14 protein-coding genes are annotated in these 17,100 nt (G+C 72.7%); 7 read left to right on the plus strand and 7 right to left on the minus strand.

Annotated features, from left to right (window positions below; all coding sequences use genetic code 11):
* Positions 1-160 precede the first annotated feature (160 nt).
* From MTP13_RS03440 to MTP13_RS03450, 3 genes are read right to left on the minus strand one after another with little or no spacing between them, the layout of a single operon-like run.
* Entirely contained in the window at positions 161-2,443 is a 2,283-nt protein-coding gene (locus MTP13_RS03440; protein WP_243569662.1) for a glycoside hydrolase family 3 C-terminal domain-containing protein, read from the minus strand.
* A complete protein-coding gene (locus MTP13_RS03445; protein ID WP_243569663.1) occupies positions 2,440-3,192 on the minus strand; it encodes a phosphatase PAP2 family protein in 753 nt (250 codons plus the stop codon). The genes MTP13_RS03440 and MTP13_RS03445 overlap by 4 nt, the downstream gene beginning before the upstream one ends.
* The gene (locus tag MTP13_RS03450; RefSeq protein ID WP_243569664.1) at positions 3,189-4,523 is read right to left on the minus strand and encodes an MFS transporter; all 1,335 of its coding nucleotides are present in this window, start codon (positions 4,521-4,523) and stop codon (positions 3,189-3,191) included. The genes MTP13_RS03445 and MTP13_RS03450 overlap by 4 nt, the downstream gene beginning before the upstream one ends.
* Positions 4,524-4,616: 93 nt before the next feature.
* Here MTP13_RS03450 and MTP13_RS03455 point away from each other — a divergent pair, with 93 nt between their 5' ends.
* The 7 genes from MTP13_RS03455 to MTP13_RS03485 all read left to right on the plus strand — a co-directional run bounded on the left by MTP13_RS03455 (position 4,617) and on the right by MTP13_RS03485 (position 12,571).
* The gene (locus MTP13_RS03455; protein ID WP_243569665.1) at positions 4,617-5,213 is read left to right on the plus strand and encodes a TetR/AcrR family transcriptional regulator; all 597 of its coding nucleotides are present in this window, start codon (positions 4,617-4,619) and stop codon (positions 5,211-5,213) included.
* Complete coding sequence (locus tag MTP13_RS03460) at positions 5,210-6,421, plus strand: ROK family transcriptional regulator (protein WP_243569667.1); 1,212 nt, start codon at positions 5,210-5,212, stop codon at positions 6,419-6,421. Before MTP13_RS03455 ends, MTP13_RS03460 begins: the two co-directional genes overlap by 4 nt.
* A gap of 127 nt (positions 6,422-6,548) precedes the next feature.
* Complete coding sequence (locus MTP13_RS03465; protein WP_243569668.1) at positions 6,549-7,697, plus strand: peptidoglycan-binding domain-containing protein; 1,149 nt, start codon at positions 6,549-6,551, stop codon at positions 7,695-7,697.
* Positions 7,694-8,347, plus strand: a complete 654-nt coding sequence (locus MTP13_RS03470; RefSeq protein ID WP_243569669.1) for an ABC transporter ATP-binding protein — start codon at positions 7,694-7,696, stop codon at positions 8,345-8,347. The genes MTP13_RS03465 and MTP13_RS03470 overlap by 4 nt, the downstream gene beginning before the upstream one ends.
* The gene (locus MTP13_RS03475; RefSeq protein WP_243569670.1) at positions 8,344-9,453 is read left to right on the plus strand and encodes an ABC transporter permease; all 1,110 of its coding nucleotides are present in this window, start codon (positions 8,344-8,346) and stop codon (positions 9,451-9,453) included. The genes MTP13_RS03470 and MTP13_RS03475 overlap by 4 nt, the downstream gene beginning before the upstream one ends.
* Positions 9,454-9,643: 190 nt before the next feature.
* Positions 9,644-10,954, plus strand: a complete 1,311-nt coding sequence (locus MTP13_RS03480) for an MFS transporter (protein ID WP_243569671.1) — start codon at positions 9,644-9,646, stop codon at positions 10,952-10,954.
* A 9-nt stretch (positions 10,955-10,963) separates the two neighbouring features.
* Positions 10,964-12,571 carry a carboxylesterase/lipase family protein gene (locus tag MTP13_RS03485; RefSeq protein WP_243569673.1) on the plus strand — a complete coding sequence of 536 codons (1,608 nt, stop codon included), beginning with the start codon at positions 10,964-10,966 and terminating at the stop codon, positions 12,569-12,571.
* Between the two features lie 3 nt (positions 12,572-12,574).
* Here MTP13_RS03485 and MTP13_RS03490 read toward each other — a convergent pair whose 3' ends face one another.
* From MTP13_RS03490 to MTP13_RS03505, 4 genes are all read right to left on the minus strand, one after another.
* Positions 12,575-13,294: a polyprenol monophosphomannose synthase gene (locus MTP13_RS03490; protein ID WP_243569674.1), complete on the minus strand. Its 720-nt coding sequence runs from the start codon at positions 13,292-13,294 to the stop codon at positions 12,575-12,577.
* 29 nt (positions 13,295-13,323) lie between these two features.
* Positions 13,324-14,796, minus strand: coding sequence for a peptide MFS transporter (locus MTP13_RS03495; protein WP_243569675.1), 1,473 nt, complete (start codon positions 14,794-14,796; stop codon positions 13,324-13,326).
* Positions 14,797-14,935: 139 nt separating this feature from the next.
* Positions 14,936-16,099, minus strand: a complete 1,164-nt coding sequence (locus MTP13_RS03500) for a glycoside hydrolase family 1 protein (protein ID WP_243569676.1) — start codon at positions 16,097-16,099, stop codon at positions 14,936-14,938.
* A gap of 47 nt (positions 16,100-16,146) precedes the next feature.
* Entirely contained in the window at positions 16,147-17,100 is a 954-nt protein-coding gene (locus MTP13_RS03505) for a carbohydrate ABC transporter permease (RefSeq protein ID WP_243569678.1), read from the minus strand.

Genomic DNA, 17,100 nt, shown 5'->3' on the forward strand with positions numbered 1-17,100 from the left:
GCGGACATGGTCCGGGGAGTGTCGCCCCCCGACCCGCCGATGGTAGCGCCACTCGGTGACGGCGGGCCAGTCTCCGCGCCGCGAGCGGCCGCGACGCCCCCGGCACGGCGGATGCCTCGGGCGGCCCGCGCCCGAGGCATCCGCCCGCCGTGCGACCGGATCAGCGCCCGGCGTTCGCGGCGTGCAGCAGCTGCTCGATCTGCTCGCGCGTCACCGGGATGCCCGGGAAGCCGACGAGCCGGCCGATCGGGAACGAGGCCATCATCTTCGCCATGCCCTCGTCGTCGGCCATGGCCGCCATCGATGCGTCCCCGCCGAAGAGGCCTCCGAGCGCCTGCGCGACGATCGGACCGGCGACCGGATCGCCCATCAGGTCGCCGATCGAGGACTCCATCGTGAGCGGCAGCCGCACGGCGTCGCCCTCGACGACGACGCCGGCCTCGACCCGGAGGTCGCGGCTCGAGGCGCCGACCGACACCAGGTACTCGCCGCCCTCGACGACCCAGCGGTCGACGCGCAGGTCCCAGTAGGCGAGGTCGTCGCGCCGCACCGCGAGCTCGACCGTCCGGGACTCCCCGGCCGCGAGCTCGACCGAGGCGAAGGCCTTGAGCTCGCGCGGCGCCCGCTGCACGGCCGAGCCGGCGAGCCCGGTGTAGAGCTGCACCACCTCGCGGCCGTCGCGCTCGCCCGTGTTCGTCACCGTGACGCGGGCGGCGATGCCGTTCGCATCGGCCGACACCTCGAGCGCCGAGTACGCGAAGGAGGTGTAGGAGAGCCCGTGCCCGAAGGGGAAGTGGACGGCCGCGTCGCGCGCGTCGTACCAGCGATAGCCGACGAAGAGTCCCTCGCCGTAGCGGACGTGCCCGAACTCGCCCGGGAAGTCGAGATAGGCGGGGGTGTCCGCGAGCCGCAGCGGGATCGTCTCGGCGAGCCGGCCCGAGGGGTTCACCACCCCGTAGAGCACATCGGCGACCCCGCCGCCGCCCGCCTGTCCGCCGAGCCAGCCCTCGACGACGGCCGGGACCTGCTCGGCGAAGGGCAGCTCGACGACGCCGCCGTTCGCGAGCACGACGACGACGTTCGGGTTGGCGGCGCGCACGGCCGCGAGCAGCTCGAGCTGCGCCTCGGGGAGACGCAGGTGCTCGCGGTCGAAGCCCTCCGACTCGGCCGCGGCCGGCAGGCCGAGGAAGGTGAGCACGACGTCGGCGCCCTCGGCCGCGGCGACGGCCTCGGCGAGGAGCGCGGGGTCGGCGGCGGCCTTCGCGTCGAGCGTGAAACCCGGAGCGAAGACGGGTGCCGCGCCGGCGAGCCGGCCGATCTCCTCGAGCGCGGTGTCGAGCCGGGTCGGGTTGATCAGCGAGGAGCCGGCGCCCTGGTAGCGGGGGGTGCGGGCGAACTCGCCGACGACGGCGACCCGGGCGCCGGCCGCGAGCGGCAGCACGCCCTCGTTCTTCAGCAGCACGACCCCGCGGGACGCAGCCTCGCGGGCGAGGGCGTGGTGGGCGTCGACGTCGTACGAGGCATCCGCGTCCGCCCCGGCGACCGCCTGCTGCGCGAGCCGCACGGCGCGCTCGGCCGCGAGATCGAGCGCCGACTCGGCGAGCCGGCCGGCCCGCACGGCCTCGACGAGCTGCGCATCGGTGCGGCCGTCGGAGGACGGCATCTCGAGGTCGAGCCCGGCGGGCAGGCCCGCGACCCGGTCGTTCACGGCGCCCCAGTCGCTGACGACGAGCCCCTCGAAGCCCCACTCCTCGCGCAGCACCTTCGTGAGCAGCCACGGGTCCTCGCTCGCGAACACGCCGTTGATGCGGTTGTACGAGCACATCACGGTCCACGGCTGGGCATCCTCGACGACCCGCTGGAAGCCGCGCAGGTAGAGCTCGCGCAGCGGACGCGGGTCGACGTCGCTCGACGCGCGCATGCGGTCGAACTCCTGGTTGTTCGCCGCGAAGTGCTTCAGCGAGGCGCCGACGCCCTGCGACTGCAGGCCGCGCACGAGCGCCGCGCCGAGCACGCCCGAGACGATCGGATCCTCGGAGAGGTACTCGAAGTTGCGTCCGCAGAGCGGCGAGCGCTTGATGTTGATGCCGGGACCGAGCAGCACGCCGACCCCTTCGGCGCGGGCCTCCTCGCCGAGGGCGCGGCCGACGCGTTCGGCGAGCTCGGGGTCCCACGCGGAGCCGAGGGCGACGGCCGGCGGGAAGCAGGTCGCCGGCACGCTGTCGGCGAGGCCGAGATGGTCGCTCGAGCCGCGCTGCAGGCGCACGCCGTGCGGCCCGTCGGTGAGCACGATGGACGGGATGCCGGCCCGCTCGACCGCTTTCGTGCTCCAGAAGCTCGCGCCGCTCGTGAGCGACGCCTTCTCCTCGAGCGTGAGTCCCGCCACGAGCTCCGCCGCGTCGCGCGCGGTGAACTCGGCGGCCTGGTCGATGGTGTCGGTCATACCGAGGCTCCTTCGTAGGGCGACGCCGGCCGGGCGTCGAGCGGTGCCGGGGTCGTCCGGCGGAAGAGGGGCTTGCCGTAGTCGCGCTGCAGCAGCGTCGCGAAGGCCCACCAGAGCACGAGCGTCGCGGAGGCGCCGCCGATGACGCCGACGACGGCGTCCGAGAACCAGTGCGCGTTGATGAGCGTGCGCTGCCAGACCATGCCGACCGCGATCAGGCCGCCGACGAGCCACCACCAGCGCCGCTTCGCGACGGGCAGCAGGGCGGCGACGCCGACGAGCAGGATGCCGGCGCTCACCGAGTGGCCGGAGGGGAACGAGCCGTGGTCGACCTGGAAGAGCGGTCCGAAGAGGTTCGCGGCCACGTCGTCGGCCGGGCGGGGCCGGTCGACGAGGTTCTTCACGAGCTGCGACACGAGGAGGGTGCCGCCGAACTCGGCCGCGAGGAAGAACAGCGCCGAGCGCCAGCGCCGCACGACGAAGAGCCAGATCGGGATGAGCAGGATCGTGAGCACCGCGCCCGGCAGCTCGCCGAGGTACTGGAAGAACATCGGCAGCGCCCAGCTCTCGCCGCCCGTGCCGGGGGCGAGGCCGACGAACGCCCGCCAGGCGTCGTCGAAGGGCTGGGTGAAGGGCTGCTCGACGTTCGCGGCCACCGCGAACGCGAAGGCGACGAACACGGCGAGGCCCGACAGCCCGAGGACGAGCAGCGCCCGCGGGCGGCGGGGCCGCGAGGCATCCGCCGTCATCGCACGGCCTTGATCGGCCAGACGGCGAAGGCGCCGAGCACGGAGAGGACGATCGCGACCGGGAACAGCCCCGCGAAGCCGAAGGCGAGCACGATCGCGCCGGCGACGCCGGGGGCGAGCGTCTGCGGCAGGGTGGCGGCGATGTTCACGACGCCGAGGTCCTTCGCGAAGGACTTCGCCGAGGGCAGCACCTCGCTCATGAGCGCGGTGTCGACGGCCTGGAACATGCCGAAGCCGAGACCCGAGATGAAGGTCATGATCATCCAGGCGGTGACGTCGGGCCACACCCACGGCAGCAGGAAGGCGAGCCCGGTCACGACCGAGGAGGCGAAGACGAAGATCTTGCGGCGGCCGAGCTTGTCGGAGAGCGGCCCCGAGACGATCGTGGCGATGAGGATGCCGGCGAGGCTGATCAGGCCGAGCACCGGGATGACGTCCTGCGGGCGCTCGACGCCGAAGTAGTCGGTGAGCAGATAGAGCTGGTAGCCGGTCACGGCGAAGTAGCCCGTGTAGAGCAGCAGCCGCCCGGTGAAGGCCCAGAAGAAGTCGGGGTGCTTGATCGGGTTCACCCAGAAGGTGCGCAGGAAGTCGCCGAGCTTGAACGGCTCGACGGGCAGCTCCTTCGAGGAGTAGTCGGGGTTGAACACGATGAAGAGCGTGAGCACCACGATCGCGATGGCGGCGAAGGTGAAGTAGCCGGCCGTGATGCTGTCGAAGAAGAGCGAACCGACGATCTGACCGCCGAGGGCGCCGACCATGAGGCCGATGCCGGAGAGCGCCGCGAAGGTGCCGCGGCGCTTCAGCGGCACGCGGTCGGGCATGACCGCGCTGAGCGGGCCCTGCGCGAAGTTGTAGGTGATCTGGACGAGGGTCCAGGCGATGACGACGCCGATGAGGGAGTCCGCGAAGGCGAGGCCGACGAGCGACAGGCCGCCCGCGAGGGCGCCGAGGAACATCCACGGGGCGCGGCGGCCGAAGCGCGAGCGGGTGCGGTCGGAGATCTGCCCGGCGATGGGCTGCGCGATCATCGCGCAGAACGCGCCGATGGTCGCGACGATCGCGAGGTTCGCGACCTTGTCGGCCTCGCCGAATGCGAGCTCGACCTGACGCGGCAGAAGGATGCCGGGGACCGCGCCCCAGATCAGGAAGATGCCGAGGTTCGCGGGGATGATCCAGCCGAGCAGGCGACCGACGCCCTTGATCGGCGCGGGCGGATCCTCGTTCCCGGCCGCGTCTTCGACGAAGGCGGCGGTGGCTTCGAGCGACTCCGGGGTCTCGGGTTCATCGGGTCGGGATTCTGCTGCGGGCTGCGGGGCGGACGACATCGTCATCGGGGGGCAAATCCTTCCGGGAGGCCTCATCGTCGAGGCGGTGCGAAAACCATACGGCACTCGGTTTTGGTCCGCAAGCACTACCATGCACGTATGGCACGCAGGGGTTCGTACGCGAAGGGCATCGCCAAGCGGGAGGAGATCCTGAGCGCCGCGCTCGAGGTCATCGCCCGCAACGGCTACGGTCGCGCCTCGGTGCGCGAGCTCGCCGACGCCGTCGGCCTGAGCCAGGCCGGCCTGCTGCACTACTTCGCCTCGAAGGAGGAGCTCTTCGCCGAGATCCTGCGCAAGCGCGACGAGGTCGACCGGGAGACCCTCGACGCCGCGCACGCCGACGAGCGGCTCAGCATGATGGACGGCTTCGTCGAGGTCATGCGGCACAACGCCGACGTCCCCGGACTCGTGCAGCTCTACGCCCGCCTCTCGGCCGAGGCGACCGAGGCCGACCACGCCGCGCGACCCTTCTTCACCGAGCGCTTCCGGTTGTTCCGCGAGCTCTCCGTGGAGAGCATCCGCGAGGGGCAGCAGGACGGCACCATCCGGGCCGACCTCGATGCCGAGCGGATCGCGAGCCTCATGCTCGCCGCCGCAGACGGCCTCCAGACGCAGTGGCTGATGGACCCCACGATCGACATGGCCGAGCACATCGAGTACCTCCTGACCCTGCTGAAGCCGCCGGCCGCCGCGTGACCGGATCGCTCGCGAGCGCCGACGTCGGCCGGCACAACCTGGCGCTCGTCGCCGGACGCCTCGCCGCCCTCGGCAGCGCGAGCCGCAGCGAGCTCGCCGAGGCGACCGGGCTCGCCCGCGGGTCCGTGACGGCACTCGTCCGCCGGCTGCAGGGCGACGGACTCGTGCGCGAGACGACGTCGGTGGCCCCGAGCGGCAAGGGCCGACCGCGCACGATGCTCGAGCTCAGCGGCGACCACCTCGCGATCCTGACCCTGCTCGTGGACGCTGACCGCGCGACCGCCGTCGCCTCCGCCCTGAACGGCACCCGGCTCGCCCGCCGGGCGCGGCGGCACGGCCGGCCGATGGGCGATCCCGCCCGGGTGGCCGACGTCGCCGCCGCAGTCGTCGAGGAGCTGCTCGGCGAGCTCCGCGCCGGGGGCCGCCGGATCGCCGAGGCATCCGTCGTCGTCTGGGCCCCCGTCGGCGGAGAACCGACCGTCGTCCTCGCCGACACCGATCTCGACTGGGGCGTGGTCGACCTGCTCGCACTCCTGCGCGAGCGCTCGCCCGAGCTCGACGCGCTCGGCCGGGCGGGTCGACTGCAGCTGCTCGCCGACACCGCCGTCGCCGCGGTGGCCGAGCACCTCGACGCCGGGCGGCCGTCCGAGCTGCTGTATCTGAAGAGCGACTCGGGCATCGGCGGCGCGATCGTCGTCGACGAGACCCCGCTCGACGGCAGCCACCACCTGGCGGGGGCGCTCGGGCATCTCCCCGTCGTTCCCGACGGAGCGCGCTGCGGCTGCGGCCAGCGCGGATGCCTCGTCACCGTCGCCGGCCCAGACGCCCTGCTCGCCGCGGCCGGTCTCGACGGGCTCGCCCGCGAGGCGGGCCTCACGGTCGCACTCGAGACCTTCGTCGCCCGGATCCGGGCGGGCGAGCCGCGTGCGGTCGCCGGATGGCACGGCGGCCGGGCCGAGCTCGCCCGGGCTCTGCAGATCCTGATCATGGCGATCGACCCCGCGGTCATCGTGCTCGGCGGCTACCTCGCCGGACTCGCCGAGGACATCGCGGCGGAGCTCGCAGCCATCCAGCCGGGCATCGACGGCCGGCGCCTCGTGCCGCCGCCGGTGCGCGGCAGCCGACTCGGCGGGGACGCCGCGCTGCTCGGCGCGGAACGCACCGCGCTCGCGAAGGCGCTCGCGGAGCCGGCGGCGCTCGCGCGCTGAGTTCCGGAACGGGATGCCTCGTCCAGCATCGGCGGACGGGGTATGAGGCCTATTCGCTCTGGACTCTTCTGGATCCGTGTCGGCGGCTTCGAGTAGGCTCGACCCGTCCGGGATGCCAAGGAGGTCGATGCTCGTGCAGGTCCTGACGGCGACGGAACGCACCGCGCCCCGACGAACGCCTCGGCTCATCGCGGCGACCGTGCTGCTGGGAGTGGGCGCCGGGGCGGGCTGGGCGGCGACCTCCGTGTTCGCGCCGCCCGACGAGGTGACCGCCTCCACCTACACCTACGTCGACGTCGTCGACGGAGAGGTGGGCTCCTCGGTCCGCCTCACCACGATGGCGGCCTGGCGCCAGGTTCCGGCGGGCACCAACCGCGCGGCCGGCACGGTCACCTCCGTCGAGCTCGCCGCCGGCGACGAGGTGCGCACCGGCTCGGTGCTGTACTCGGTCGAACTGCGGCCAGTGGTCGCGGCCGTCGGCACGGTGCCCGCCTTCCGTCCGATCGGGCGTGACGCCCAGGGGCCCGACGTGCGCCAGCTGCAGCAGCTGCTCACCGACCTGGGCCACTACGACGGCCTCGTCGACGGCGGCTTCGGGCCCCGCACCGAAGCCGCCGTGAAGGCGTGGCAGGACTCGCTCGGGCTGCCCGCCGACGGCGTCGTCCAAGCGGGCGACCTCGTCTTCCTCCCGGAGCTCCCCGGTCGCGTGACGCTCGACGACGAGCTCGTCCGGCCCGGAGCGAGCCTGTCCGGCGGCGAACAGCTCGTGTCGATGCTGCCGAGGCAGCCGGAGTTCACCATCCCCGTCAGCCGGGCCCAGGCCGCGACGATGCCGGTCGGCACGGCAGTCGAGATCGAGGCACCCGACGGTGGAGCGTGGTCTGCCGTGATCGTCGCGCAAGAGCCGTCCGCCGAGGCCGATGACCAGGTCGGGCTTCGGCTCGGCGCCGCCGGCGGCACGCCGATCTGCGTCGACGCGTGCACCAAGATCCCGGTGCTCGGCGACGCCCGCCTCTCCTCGACCGTCATCACCCAAGCCCCGACGAGCGGCCTCGTCGTGCCCGCGGCCGCCCTTCGTTCGTCGGCCGACGGCGCGGTCGCCGTGATCGACCGCGAAGGCCGAAGCCACCCCGTCACGGTCCTCGCCTCGGCCCGCGGCATGGCAGTCGTCGACGGCGTCCGGGCCGGCCTGCGCGTGCGCGTGCCCGCCGACGCGCCTGGCGAAGCGGCCTCGACCGAACCCCGCGCACCGCAGCAGCCGGCGGCGGGACGATGACGCGGCCGGGCCCGGCGCTGCTCCGCGCAGACGGGCTGTCGTTCCGGTACGAACCGGGCAGACCGCTCCTCGAAGGATGGTCGGCGGGATTCGACGCCGGCGAGGTGGCCGCGGTCACCGGGCCGTCGGGGCGTGGCAAATCGACGCTGCTCTACCTGCTCGGTCTCATGCTGCGCCCCGTCTCCGGCGAGGTGCTGCTCGACGGCGAGCCGATGCACGCGAGGCCCGATCGCGAACGCGCCGCCCGCCGGGCCGCCACCTTCGGTTTCGTGTTTCAGGATGCCGCGCTCGACAGTTCGCGCACCGTGCTCGACAACGTGCTCGAAACGGCGCTGTACCGCGGCGACGACCGCCGCACGTCGGCACGGCGGGCGCACGCGCTGCTGGAGCGCTTCGGCGTCGCGCTCCGAGCCGAGGCGAGACCCGGTCAGGTGTCCGGCGGGCAGGCGCAACGCATCGCCCTGTGCCGCGCACTGCTCGGCGATCCACGCGTCCTGCTCGCCGACGAGCCGACCGGCAACCTCGACCCGACCTCGGCCGAGGTCGTCCTCGAAGCCCTGCACGAACAGGCCCAGCGCGGTGCGGCCGTCGTCGTCGTCACCCACGATCCGGCGCTCGTCGCCCGCTGCGACCGGGAGCTCGTGCTGTGAGCGGGGCGCGCGCACTTCTCGCCGTCGTCCGAGAGGCGTTCGCCTCCACCATCGCCCAGCCCGTCGGCTCGGCGATCGGTCTCGTCGTGGTCGCCGGAATGTGCGCGGCCGTCCTCCTCACCTCCGGCCGCACCGTGGCCGCGGAACAGCAGGTCGTGGCATCGATCGACTCCGCCGGCACGCGCGCGATCGTGGTGCGGGCCGAGGCCGATGCGGGGCTCGACACCTCGGTGCTCGACCGCCTCACCGGGGTCGACGGGGTGGAATGGGCCGGCGCGTTCAGCCTCGCCGAGGACGCCCGCAACGCCGCGTTCGCGGGCGGCGCACCGGTGCCGCTGCGCCAGGCGTGGAGCGAGGACTGGCGAGAGCTCGGCCTCCCGGCCGGTGCATCGGCCGACGGGGCCGTCGCCTTCGCCTCCGCGACCGCGCTCGACCGACTCGGCATCGACGGCGCCGTGGGCGAGCTGGCGCTCGACGATGGTCGGGGCTACGCCGTGGGCGGCCGGATCGAGACGCCCGAGCATCTCGCGTTCCTCGAGCCTCTCGTCGTCGCGCCCCAGCCGCCCGCCGAACGTGCGGCCCCCGTCGGCGCGCTCGTCGTCATCGCGTCGCGGCCCGAGCTCGTCGCACCGCTCACCGGCGTCGTCCGCTCGGTGCTCGATGTCGCGGACCCGACACGGGTCGAGCTGCGCACCAGCGAGACGCTCGCAGCGCTCCGCGGGCTCGTCGAGGGGCAGCTCGGCGCATTCGGCCGGGCGCTCACCCTCGGCATCCTCGGGGTGAGCGCCGTGCTCGTGGGAGTGCTGCAGTACGGCATGGTCACCCTCCGCCGAAAGGACTTCGGTCGACGCCGTGCGCTCGGCGCCTCGCAGCGCCTCGTGGTGGCTCTCGTCACCATCCAGACGGCGATCGTCGCCGGGGTCGGCGCCACGGCCGGCTCGGCGCTCGCGATCGGCGCCCTGGCTGCGGCCGGCGACCCCCTGCCGGGGCCGCGTTACCTCCTCGGCGTCGGCACGCTCGCGGTGCTCGTCGCCACGCTGGCCGCGGTGCTCCCGGCCGTCTCCGCCGCGCGCCGCGAACCGATCGCCGAACTGCGGGTGCCGTAGCCGGCCCGGCCGGCCGGCCGGGCCGGGCCGGCGACATCGATATAGTTCGAGACTTGAATTTTTAGGGAGTCCGCGCCACACTGGTGCCTCAGATACCGAATGTCACTCGGAATTCGCGGAGCGCCGCCGCCACTCGCGAGCCTGCGCTCGCCCCACCCCACGCACGGCCCACTCGACGATGAGGAGCCCCATGTCCATGCAGCCCCCGCTGGATCCCAGCACCGAACTCGCCCCCACGGGCGCGATCTCCTCGACCGAGCCGGGCCCCGGCGACCCCCCGGCGAGCCCGCCCCCGACGCGTCGGACCCTTCCCGGCATCCTGCTCGTCGCCCTCACCCTGTTCGCCACCTACGGCGGACTCATCGCCATCCTGCTGCCGATCCAGGTGGCCATGATCGACGAGGCGAACAAGGTCGCGAACCTCGCGATCGTGTCCACCGTCTCCTTCGTCTTCACCCTCTTCGCCCAGCCCATCGTCGGCGCCATCAGCGACCGCACCCGCACCCGCTTCGGCCGGCGCGCCCCGTGGATGGTCGGCGGCGCGCTCATCGGCGGCATCCTGCTGTTCGGCCTCGGCCTGCTCGACTCGATCCTCTGGGTGACGGTCTTCTGGGTGCTGATACAGGTCTCGCTGAACGCGCTGCAGGGCCCGCTCTCGGCGATCACGCCCGACCGCTTCCCCCGCGACAAGCGCGGCGCGGCGAGCGCGATGTTCGGCATCGGCACCCAGCTCGGCATGACGATCGGCGTCATGATCGCCGGGCAGTTCGCGACGAACTTCGGGGTCGGCTACTCGGCCTTCGGCGTCGCGATCATCGTCGTGACCGTCGTCTACGTGCTCATCGACCGCGACTGGTCCTCGAAGGAGGCCGCGATCGAGCCCTGGAGCTGGAAGCGCTTCCTCGGCGGCTTCTGGGTGAGCCCGAGGCGGCACCCCGACTTCGCGTGGGCGTTCGCCGCACGCTTCCTGCTGATGCTCGGCTACTTCGTGGTCGCGGCGTTCCAGCTGTACATCCTCACCGACTACATCGGCATGTCCCTCGAGGGGGCGGCCGGGGCCACGGTCACCCTGACCCTCGTCTCGCTCGTGCCGACCCTCGTCGCCATCGCGCTCTCCGGCTGGTGGAGCGACCGGATCGGCCGGCGCAAAGTGTTCATCTACGTCGCCTCGGTGATCATGGTCGCCGGCTTCACGATGCCGCTGCTGATGCCGAACATGACCGGCATGATCGCGATGGCCGTCATCAACGGCATCGGCTTCGGCCTCTACATGTCGGTCGACGCGGCCCTCATGAGCGAGGTGCTGCCCGGCGACGGCGCAGCCGCCGGCAAGGACCTCGGCATCCTGAACATCGCGACGAACATCCCCCAGGCGATGAGCGCCGCGGTCGCCGGCACCATCATCGGCGTGCTCGGGGGCTACCCGATGCTCTTCGTCTTCGGCATCGTATTCGTCATCATCGCCGCGATCGCCACCGCCCCGATCAAGAGCGTGCGTTAGGAGCACTGCATGTCGCACACCCCCGGCACCGAGTCATCCGCCCCCGCCGCCGCATCGAGCGGTGAACGCGAGCCCGACGGCCCCGCCGAGTTCGTCGAGGTCGACACCCTCGCCGGGCGCGTCCGCGGGCGGTGGCGACCGACGGTGCGCCGCGCGGGCGACGCGAGCGGCGGCGGGGGCGCCGAGCGTTCGGCGGCGTTCCTCGGCATCCCCTTCGCCGAACCGCCCGTGGGCGAGCTGCGCTTCGCCGCGCCCGTGCCGAAGTCGCCGTGGACCGGCACGCTCGACGCCCTGGAGTTCGCGCCGACCGCGCAGCGCGGCGACCCCGGCGTGACCCTCATCCCCGAGCCGAGCGTGCCCGGCGAGTCCACCCTGAACGTGAACGTCTTCACCCCCTCGCCGACGGCACCCGCCTCGGGTGGGTCCGGGCTGCCCGTGCTCGTGTGGATCCACGGCGGCGGCTACTTCGCCGGCTCCCCCGCGAGCCCCTGGTACGACGGCCGCAGCTTCAACCGCGACGGCGTCGTCACCGTCACGATCTCCTACCGGCTCGGCTTCGACGGCTTCGGCTGGATCGCGGACGCCCCGTCGAACCGCGGCGTGCGCGACTGGCTGCTCGCCCTCGAGTGGGTGCAGCGGAACATCGCCGCGTTCGGCGGCGACCCCGGCCGGGTGACGATCGCCGGGCAATCGGCCGGCGGCGGCGCGGTGCTCACTCTGCTCGGCATGCCGGCGGCGCAGCACCTGTTCCACGGCGTCTACGCCCTGTCGGCGGCACTCGCCGACGTCGCCCCGGCGCGGAGCGAGGCCTTCGGCCGGGCCCTCGCCGCCGAGGCCGGGGCCGAGCCGACCCGGGCGGGCTTCGGCGGTCTGCCCGAGGAGCGCGTGCTCGAGCTGCAGAAGCAGGCGACCGAGCTCGGGCCGGACACGCTCGGCTCGATCATCGACGAGGGGCTGCCGCTCGGCCCGACGATCGACGGCGAGCTCATCGAGCGCCCGACGCTGGAGTCGCTGGCCGCGGGCGTCGGCCGCGGCATCCCGCTCGTGCTCGGCGCGACCGACGACGAGTTCACGATGGCCTTCGCGGAGGCCGAGAAGAAGCTGCGCTGGGTGCCGAAGTCGCTGCTGCTGAAGAAGCTCGGCATGCCGAAGGACCGGCTGAAGCCCTACCTGCGGGCGAACGCCGACGTCGCCGCGAAGGGGACCGCGCGGATCGGCGGGCGCTTCCTCAGCGACCGGATGTTCCGCACCGCCGCGCTGCGCGTCGTCGAGGCGCGCGAGGCCGGCGCCGCCTCGGCTTCGGCGGGCGCGGATGCCTCGGCCGGCACCTGGCTGTACCGCTTCTCGTGGCCCTCCGGCGCCTTCGGCTTCGCCGAGCACTGCCTCGACGTGCCGTTCTTCTTCGACTGCCTCGACGGCCCGGCGATGGAGCCGCTCGCGGGCCCGAACCCGCCGCAGGCCCTGGCCGACGAGCTGCACACGGCGGCCGTCGCCTTCATCGGCACGGGAGACCCGGGCTGGCCGACGGCGCACGGCCCGGCCCCGGCGGCGAAGGTGTGGGACGTGCCCTCACGTGTGCAGCCCGACGCCTACGCCTCCGTCGGCCCACTCCGCTGACCCTCAGCGCCGGCGGAAGCGCGCGGCGAGACCCCAGCCGGTGACCCGCAGCATCGCCTCGAGCACGATCCCGACGCTCATCTTCGAGCGCCCGAGCTCGCGCTCGACGAAGGTCACGGGCACCTCGACGACGTCGAGCCCGGCCTCGTGCGCGTGCCACAGCATGTCGACCTGGAAGCCGTAGCCCTTGGTGTGCACCTCGTCGAGGCGCATGCGGCGGAGCCCCTCCGCCCGGAACGCCCGGTACCCCGCCGTCGCGTCGCGGGTCGGCAGCCGCAGCACCCAGCGCGCGTAGGCGCTGCCGCCGCGGGAGAGCAGTTCGCGGTACCTGGGCCAGTTCTCGATCCGTCCGCCCGGGATCCAGCGCGAGCCGATCACGAGGTCGGCGCCCTCGGCGAGCGGCGCGAGCAGGCCGTCGAGCTGCTCGGGCAGGTGCGAGCCGTCGGCATCCATCTGCACGATCGGGTCGTATCCCGCCTCGAGCGCCCAGGCGAAGGCGTCGAGATACGCGGCGCCGAGGCCCTCCTTGCCGGCGCGGTGCCGCACGAGCACCCGCTCGTCGGCGGCGGCGAGCTCGTCGGCGAGCGCCCCGGTGCCGTCGGGCGAGGCGTCGTCGACGACGAGCACCGCGGCGGCGGGCTCCGCCGCGAGCACCCGGCCGACGATCGCGGCGAGGTTCTCACGTTCGTTGTACGTGGGGATCACCACGAGCGGGCTGGGCATCCCTCGAATCGTAACCGCTCGATGCCCGCTCAGCGCACGCCGCGCATGAGCCGCAGCACGCCCCGGCTGCCGACCGCGAGCGCGAGCCCCAGCACGATCGCGATGCCGCCGAGCACGCCGAAGTAGCCCACCTCGGTCTCGGCGGAGTAGAACTCCGCGAGCCGGCCCGAGATCGCCGTGCCGAGCGCGACGGAGAGGAAGAACAGCGCGACCATCTGAGTGTGGAACACCTCGGGCGCGAGCTTCGTCGTGACCGACAGCCCGACCGGCGAGAGCAGCAGCTCGGCGACGGTGAACACGAACAGGATGCCGATGATCGCGAGCAGCGGGGTCGAGTTCGGGCCGCCGCCCGCGAACGGGATGAACAGCAGGAACCCGACGCCCATGATCGCCGTGCCGAGCGCGAACTTCACGGGCGTCGACGGCTGGCGGGCGCCGAGCTTCGTCCAGATCGCGGCGAAGACGCCGGAGAGGATGATGATGAAGATCGGGTTGATCGACTGCACCCACGACACGGGCATCTCCCAGCCGAAGAGGTCGCGGTTCAGCTGCTTGTCGCTGTAGATCGTGAGCACGGTGAACTGCTGCTGGTACAGCGACCAGAACGCGACGCTCGCGATGAACAGCGGGATGAAGCCGACGACCCGGCTGCGCTCCACCGCCGTGATGCGCCGGCTCGACAGGATGACTGCGAAGTAGGCGATCGCGGCGACGATCGTGGTGCCGATCACCCAGACGACGAGGTTCTCAGCGGTGATGAGCCCGGTCACGACGAGCACCACGATGACGACGACGCCCGCGACGGCGACGCCGATCACGAGGCCGATGCGCCCGCGGGGAAGCGGGTTCGGCACGGCGGATGCCTCGGCCGGCAGTCGCTTGCGGCCGAAGGAGTACTGCACGAGCCCGATCGCCATGCCGAGCGCGGCGAGCCCGAAGCCCCAGTGGAAGCCGAGGGTCGACTGCAGCAGCCCGGTGAGGATCGGGCCGAGGAAACCGCCGAGGTTGATGCCGAGGTAGAAGAGCGAGAAGCCGGCGTCGCGGCGCACGTCGTCGGGGGCGTAGAGCGTGCCGACGACGCTCGTGGCGTTCGCCTTCAGGCCGCCGGAGCCGAAGGCGACGAGCACCAGTCCGACGCCGACGCCGACGAAGCCCGGCAGCAGGGCGAGCGCGAGGTGGCCCGCCATGATGACGATGGCGCTGAAGAACAGCACCCGCTCGCTGCCGAGCAGGCGGTCGGCGATCCAGGCGCCGAGGATCGTCGAGAGGTAGACGCCGCCGCCGTAGGCGCCGACGATGCCCGCGGCGGAGGCCTCCGGCAGGCCGAGGCCGCCGTCGGCGACCGAGTAGTAGAGGTAGATGAGCAGGATGCCCTGCATGCCGTAGAAGCTGAACCGCTCCCACATCTCGACGCCGAAGATGTTCGCGAGCGCCCGCGGCTGCCCGAAGAAGCCGTGGTCGTTCCGGGCGTCGGGCTCGCTCGTCGCTCGCTGGTCCCGCATGTCGCTCACCCTACTCCCGCCCCCGTTTCCGACTTGCCCGACTTTCATGAAAGTCGGGCAACCCTGAGGGGTAGGGAACTCGACTTGCCCGACTTTCATGAAAGTCGGGCAAGTCGAGGGGTCGATGCTGGGCGTCGGGTCAGGCGAGGCGGCCGGTGCGGGCGACCTCGCCGAGCCAGGCCAGGCTCGGCTTGGGGCGCCGCTCGAAGGTCTCGCGGTCCCAGCCGATCAGGCCGAAGGTGGGCGCGAAGCTGCCCCACTCGTAGTTGTCGAGCGCCGACCAGTGCAGGTAGCCACGCACGTCGACGCCGTCGGCGAGGCATCCGGCGACCGCCTCGAGGGCGCCCCGCGTGTAGTCGATGCGGCGCGCGTCGTCGGCGGTCGCGATGCCGTTCTCCGTCACGTAGACGGGCACGCCGCTGCGCGCCCAGGCGTTGCGGATGCCGTCGCCGACCGCCGGCGGGTAGTACTCCCACCCCGTGAGGGTGCGCTCCGCGCCCTCGGCGATCGGCAGCGGCCCCTCCGGCCCGATCTTCGTGCGGGTGTACGCCTGCACGCCGACCCAGTCGTCCCCCGCGGCCGCGTCGAGGAACACGTCCTCGCGCGAGCGGCCGTAGTCGGCGGCCACCTGCTCCGCCCCGGGCTCGGGCTGGTACGCCTGCGTCGCGATCGTCCAGCCGGCCTTCGCGCCGACGCCGCGCACGAGCTCGACCGCACGGCGGTGCGCCGCGATGAGCCGCTCGGTCACCTCCGGCACCCCCGGCGGCAGTCCGATCGAGGGGAAGCCGACGGCAGGGTCGGCGAGCACCGACACCATGTTCGGCTCGTTGATCGTGCAGACGTGCGCGACGTCGTCGAGGATCGGCAGCGCCGCCTCCACGAAGCGGGCGAAGCGCTCGACCGAGGCATCCGTCAGCCAGCCGCCCTCGCGCGCGAACCAGATCGGGTTCGTGAAGTGGTGCAGCGTCACCGAGGGCTCGAGCCCGAGCGAGCGGGCCGTGTCGACCATGCGCCGGTAGTGGTCGAGCATGGCCCGCGAGACGAAGCCGCGCTCGGGCTCGATCCTGGCCCACTCGATGCTGAAGCGATACGTGTTCAGCCCGGCGTCGGCGAGCAGCGCCATGTCCTCCGGGTAGCGGTGGAAGCTGTCGGCGGCGTCGCCCGAGGGCTCGGCGACGGGCGGGCCGGGCAGGTGCCCGTGTTCGCGCTGCCACCAGTCCGAGTTCACGTTGTTGCCCTCCACCTGGTGGGCCGCGGTCGCGGCGCCCCAGAGGAAGCCGTCGGGGAAGGCGGGGTTCGTCATACGGTGCTGGTCTCCTGAGTCGGTCGAGTCGGATCGGACGGCGGGGGTCACTTGATGCCGGTGAGGGCGATGCCCTGCACGAAGTAGCGCTGCAGCACCACGAAGACGGCGAGCACGGGCACGACGACCACGACGGCGCCGGCCATCATGAGGCCGTACTGCGCGGCGTTCTGGCCGACGGAGTAGAGCGCGAGCGCCACCGGCAGCGTGTACTTGTCCTCGCTCGTGGCGACGACGAGCGGCCAGAGGAAGTTGTTCCAGCTGGCGAGGAAGGTGAGGATCGTGAGCGTCGCGACCGCGGGCCCGCAGAGCGGCATGATCACCCGCAGGAAGATGCGCCACTCGCTCGCCCCGTCGATGCGCGCCGCCTCGATCAGCTCGTCGGGCAGGGAGAGCATGAACTGGCGCATCAGGAACACGCCGAGCGGGGTGATCAGGAACGGCAGGATGAGCCCCGGGTACGAGTTCACGAGGCCGAGGTTCGCGGTGAGCACGAACAGGGGCACGAAGGTCACGACGCCCGGCACCATGAGGGTGGCGAGCACGAGGCCGAAGAGCAGTCGCTTGCCGCGGAACTCGAGCTTCGCGAGCGCATAGCCCACCATCGACGAGAACACGATGTTGCCCGCGGTCACGAAGAACGCGACGATCAGGCTGTTCGCGAAGTAGTTCGCGAAGTCGAGGCGGCCGAACAGCTGCGCGTAGTTGTCGAGGGTGGGGTCGATCGGCCAGAAGTTCGTCGGGTGCTGCCGGATCTCGGCGTTCGTCTTGAACGAGCCGAGGATCATCCAGACGAACGGCATGACCATCGCGACGAGGCCGGCGGCGAGCACGAGGTAGAGCCACCAGCGGCGCGGGCCGCGGCGTCGCCGGGGCGGCCGCTCGCTCGTGCGGGGCGCGGCGGCACCGACGGGCGGAACGGCGGATGCCTCGGCCGCGGCGCCGGCCGCGGCGGCCCCGGTCGCCGCGCCGGCGGCGGGCGGGTCGGTGAGCTGGGTCAT

The sequence above is a fragment of the Agromyces soli genome, assembly GCF_022811605.1.
Lineage (GTDB): Bacteria > Actinomycetota > Actinomycetes > Actinomycetales > Microbacteriaceae > Agromyces > Agromyces soli.

Excerpts from the sequence above, each read along its gene's own strand:
- MTP13_RS03440 (WP_243569662.1), bottom strand. The coding sequence starts at position 2,443 with ATGACCGACACCATCGACCAGGCCGCCGAGTTCACCGCGCGCGACGCG.
- MTP13_RS03445 (WP_243569663.1), bottom strand. The coding sequence starts at position 3,192 with ATGACGGCGGATGCCTCGCGGCCCCGCCGCCCGCGGGCGCTGCTCGTC.
- MTP13_RS03450 (WP_243569664.1), bottom strand. The coding sequence starts at position 4,523 with ATGACGATGTCGTCCGCCCCGCAGCCCGCAGCAGAATCCCGACCCGAT.
- MTP13_RS03455 (WP_243569665.1), top strand. The coding sequence starts at position 4,617 with ATGGCACGCAGGGGTTCGTACGCGAAGGGCATCGCCAAGCGGGAGGAG.
- MTP13_RS03465 (WP_243569668.1), top strand. The coding sequence starts at position 6,549 with ATGCTCGTGCAGGTCCTGACGGCGACGGAACGCACCGCGCCCCGACGA.
- MTP13_RS03470 (WP_243569669.1), top strand. The coding sequence starts at position 7,694 with ATGACGCGGCCGGGCCCGGCGCTGCTCCGCGCAGACGGGCTGTCGTTC.
- MTP13_RS03480 (WP_243569671.1), top strand. The coding sequence starts at position 9,644 with ATGTCCATGCAGCCCCCGCTGGATCCCAGCACCGAACTCGCCCCCACG.
- MTP13_RS03485 (WP_243569673.1), top strand. The coding sequence starts at position 10,964 with ATGTCGCACACCCCCGGCACCGAGTCATCCGCCCCCGCCGCCGCATCG.
- MTP13_RS03490 (WP_243569674.1), bottom strand. The coding sequence starts at position 13,294 with ATGCCCAGCCCGCTCGTGGTGATCCCCACGTACAACGAACGTGAGAAC.
- MTP13_RS03495 (WP_243569675.1), bottom strand. The coding sequence starts at position 14,796 with ATGCGGGACCAGCGAGCGACGAGCGAGCCCGACGCCCGGAACGACCAC.
- MTP13_RS03500 (WP_243569676.1), bottom strand. The coding sequence starts at position 16,099 with ATGACGAACCCCGCCTTCCCCGACGGCTTCCTCTGGGGCGCCGCGACC.
- MTP13_RS03505 (WP_243569678.1), bottom strand. The coding sequence starts at position 17,100 with ATGACCCAGCTCACCGACCCGCCCGCCGCCGGCGCGGCGACCGGGGCC.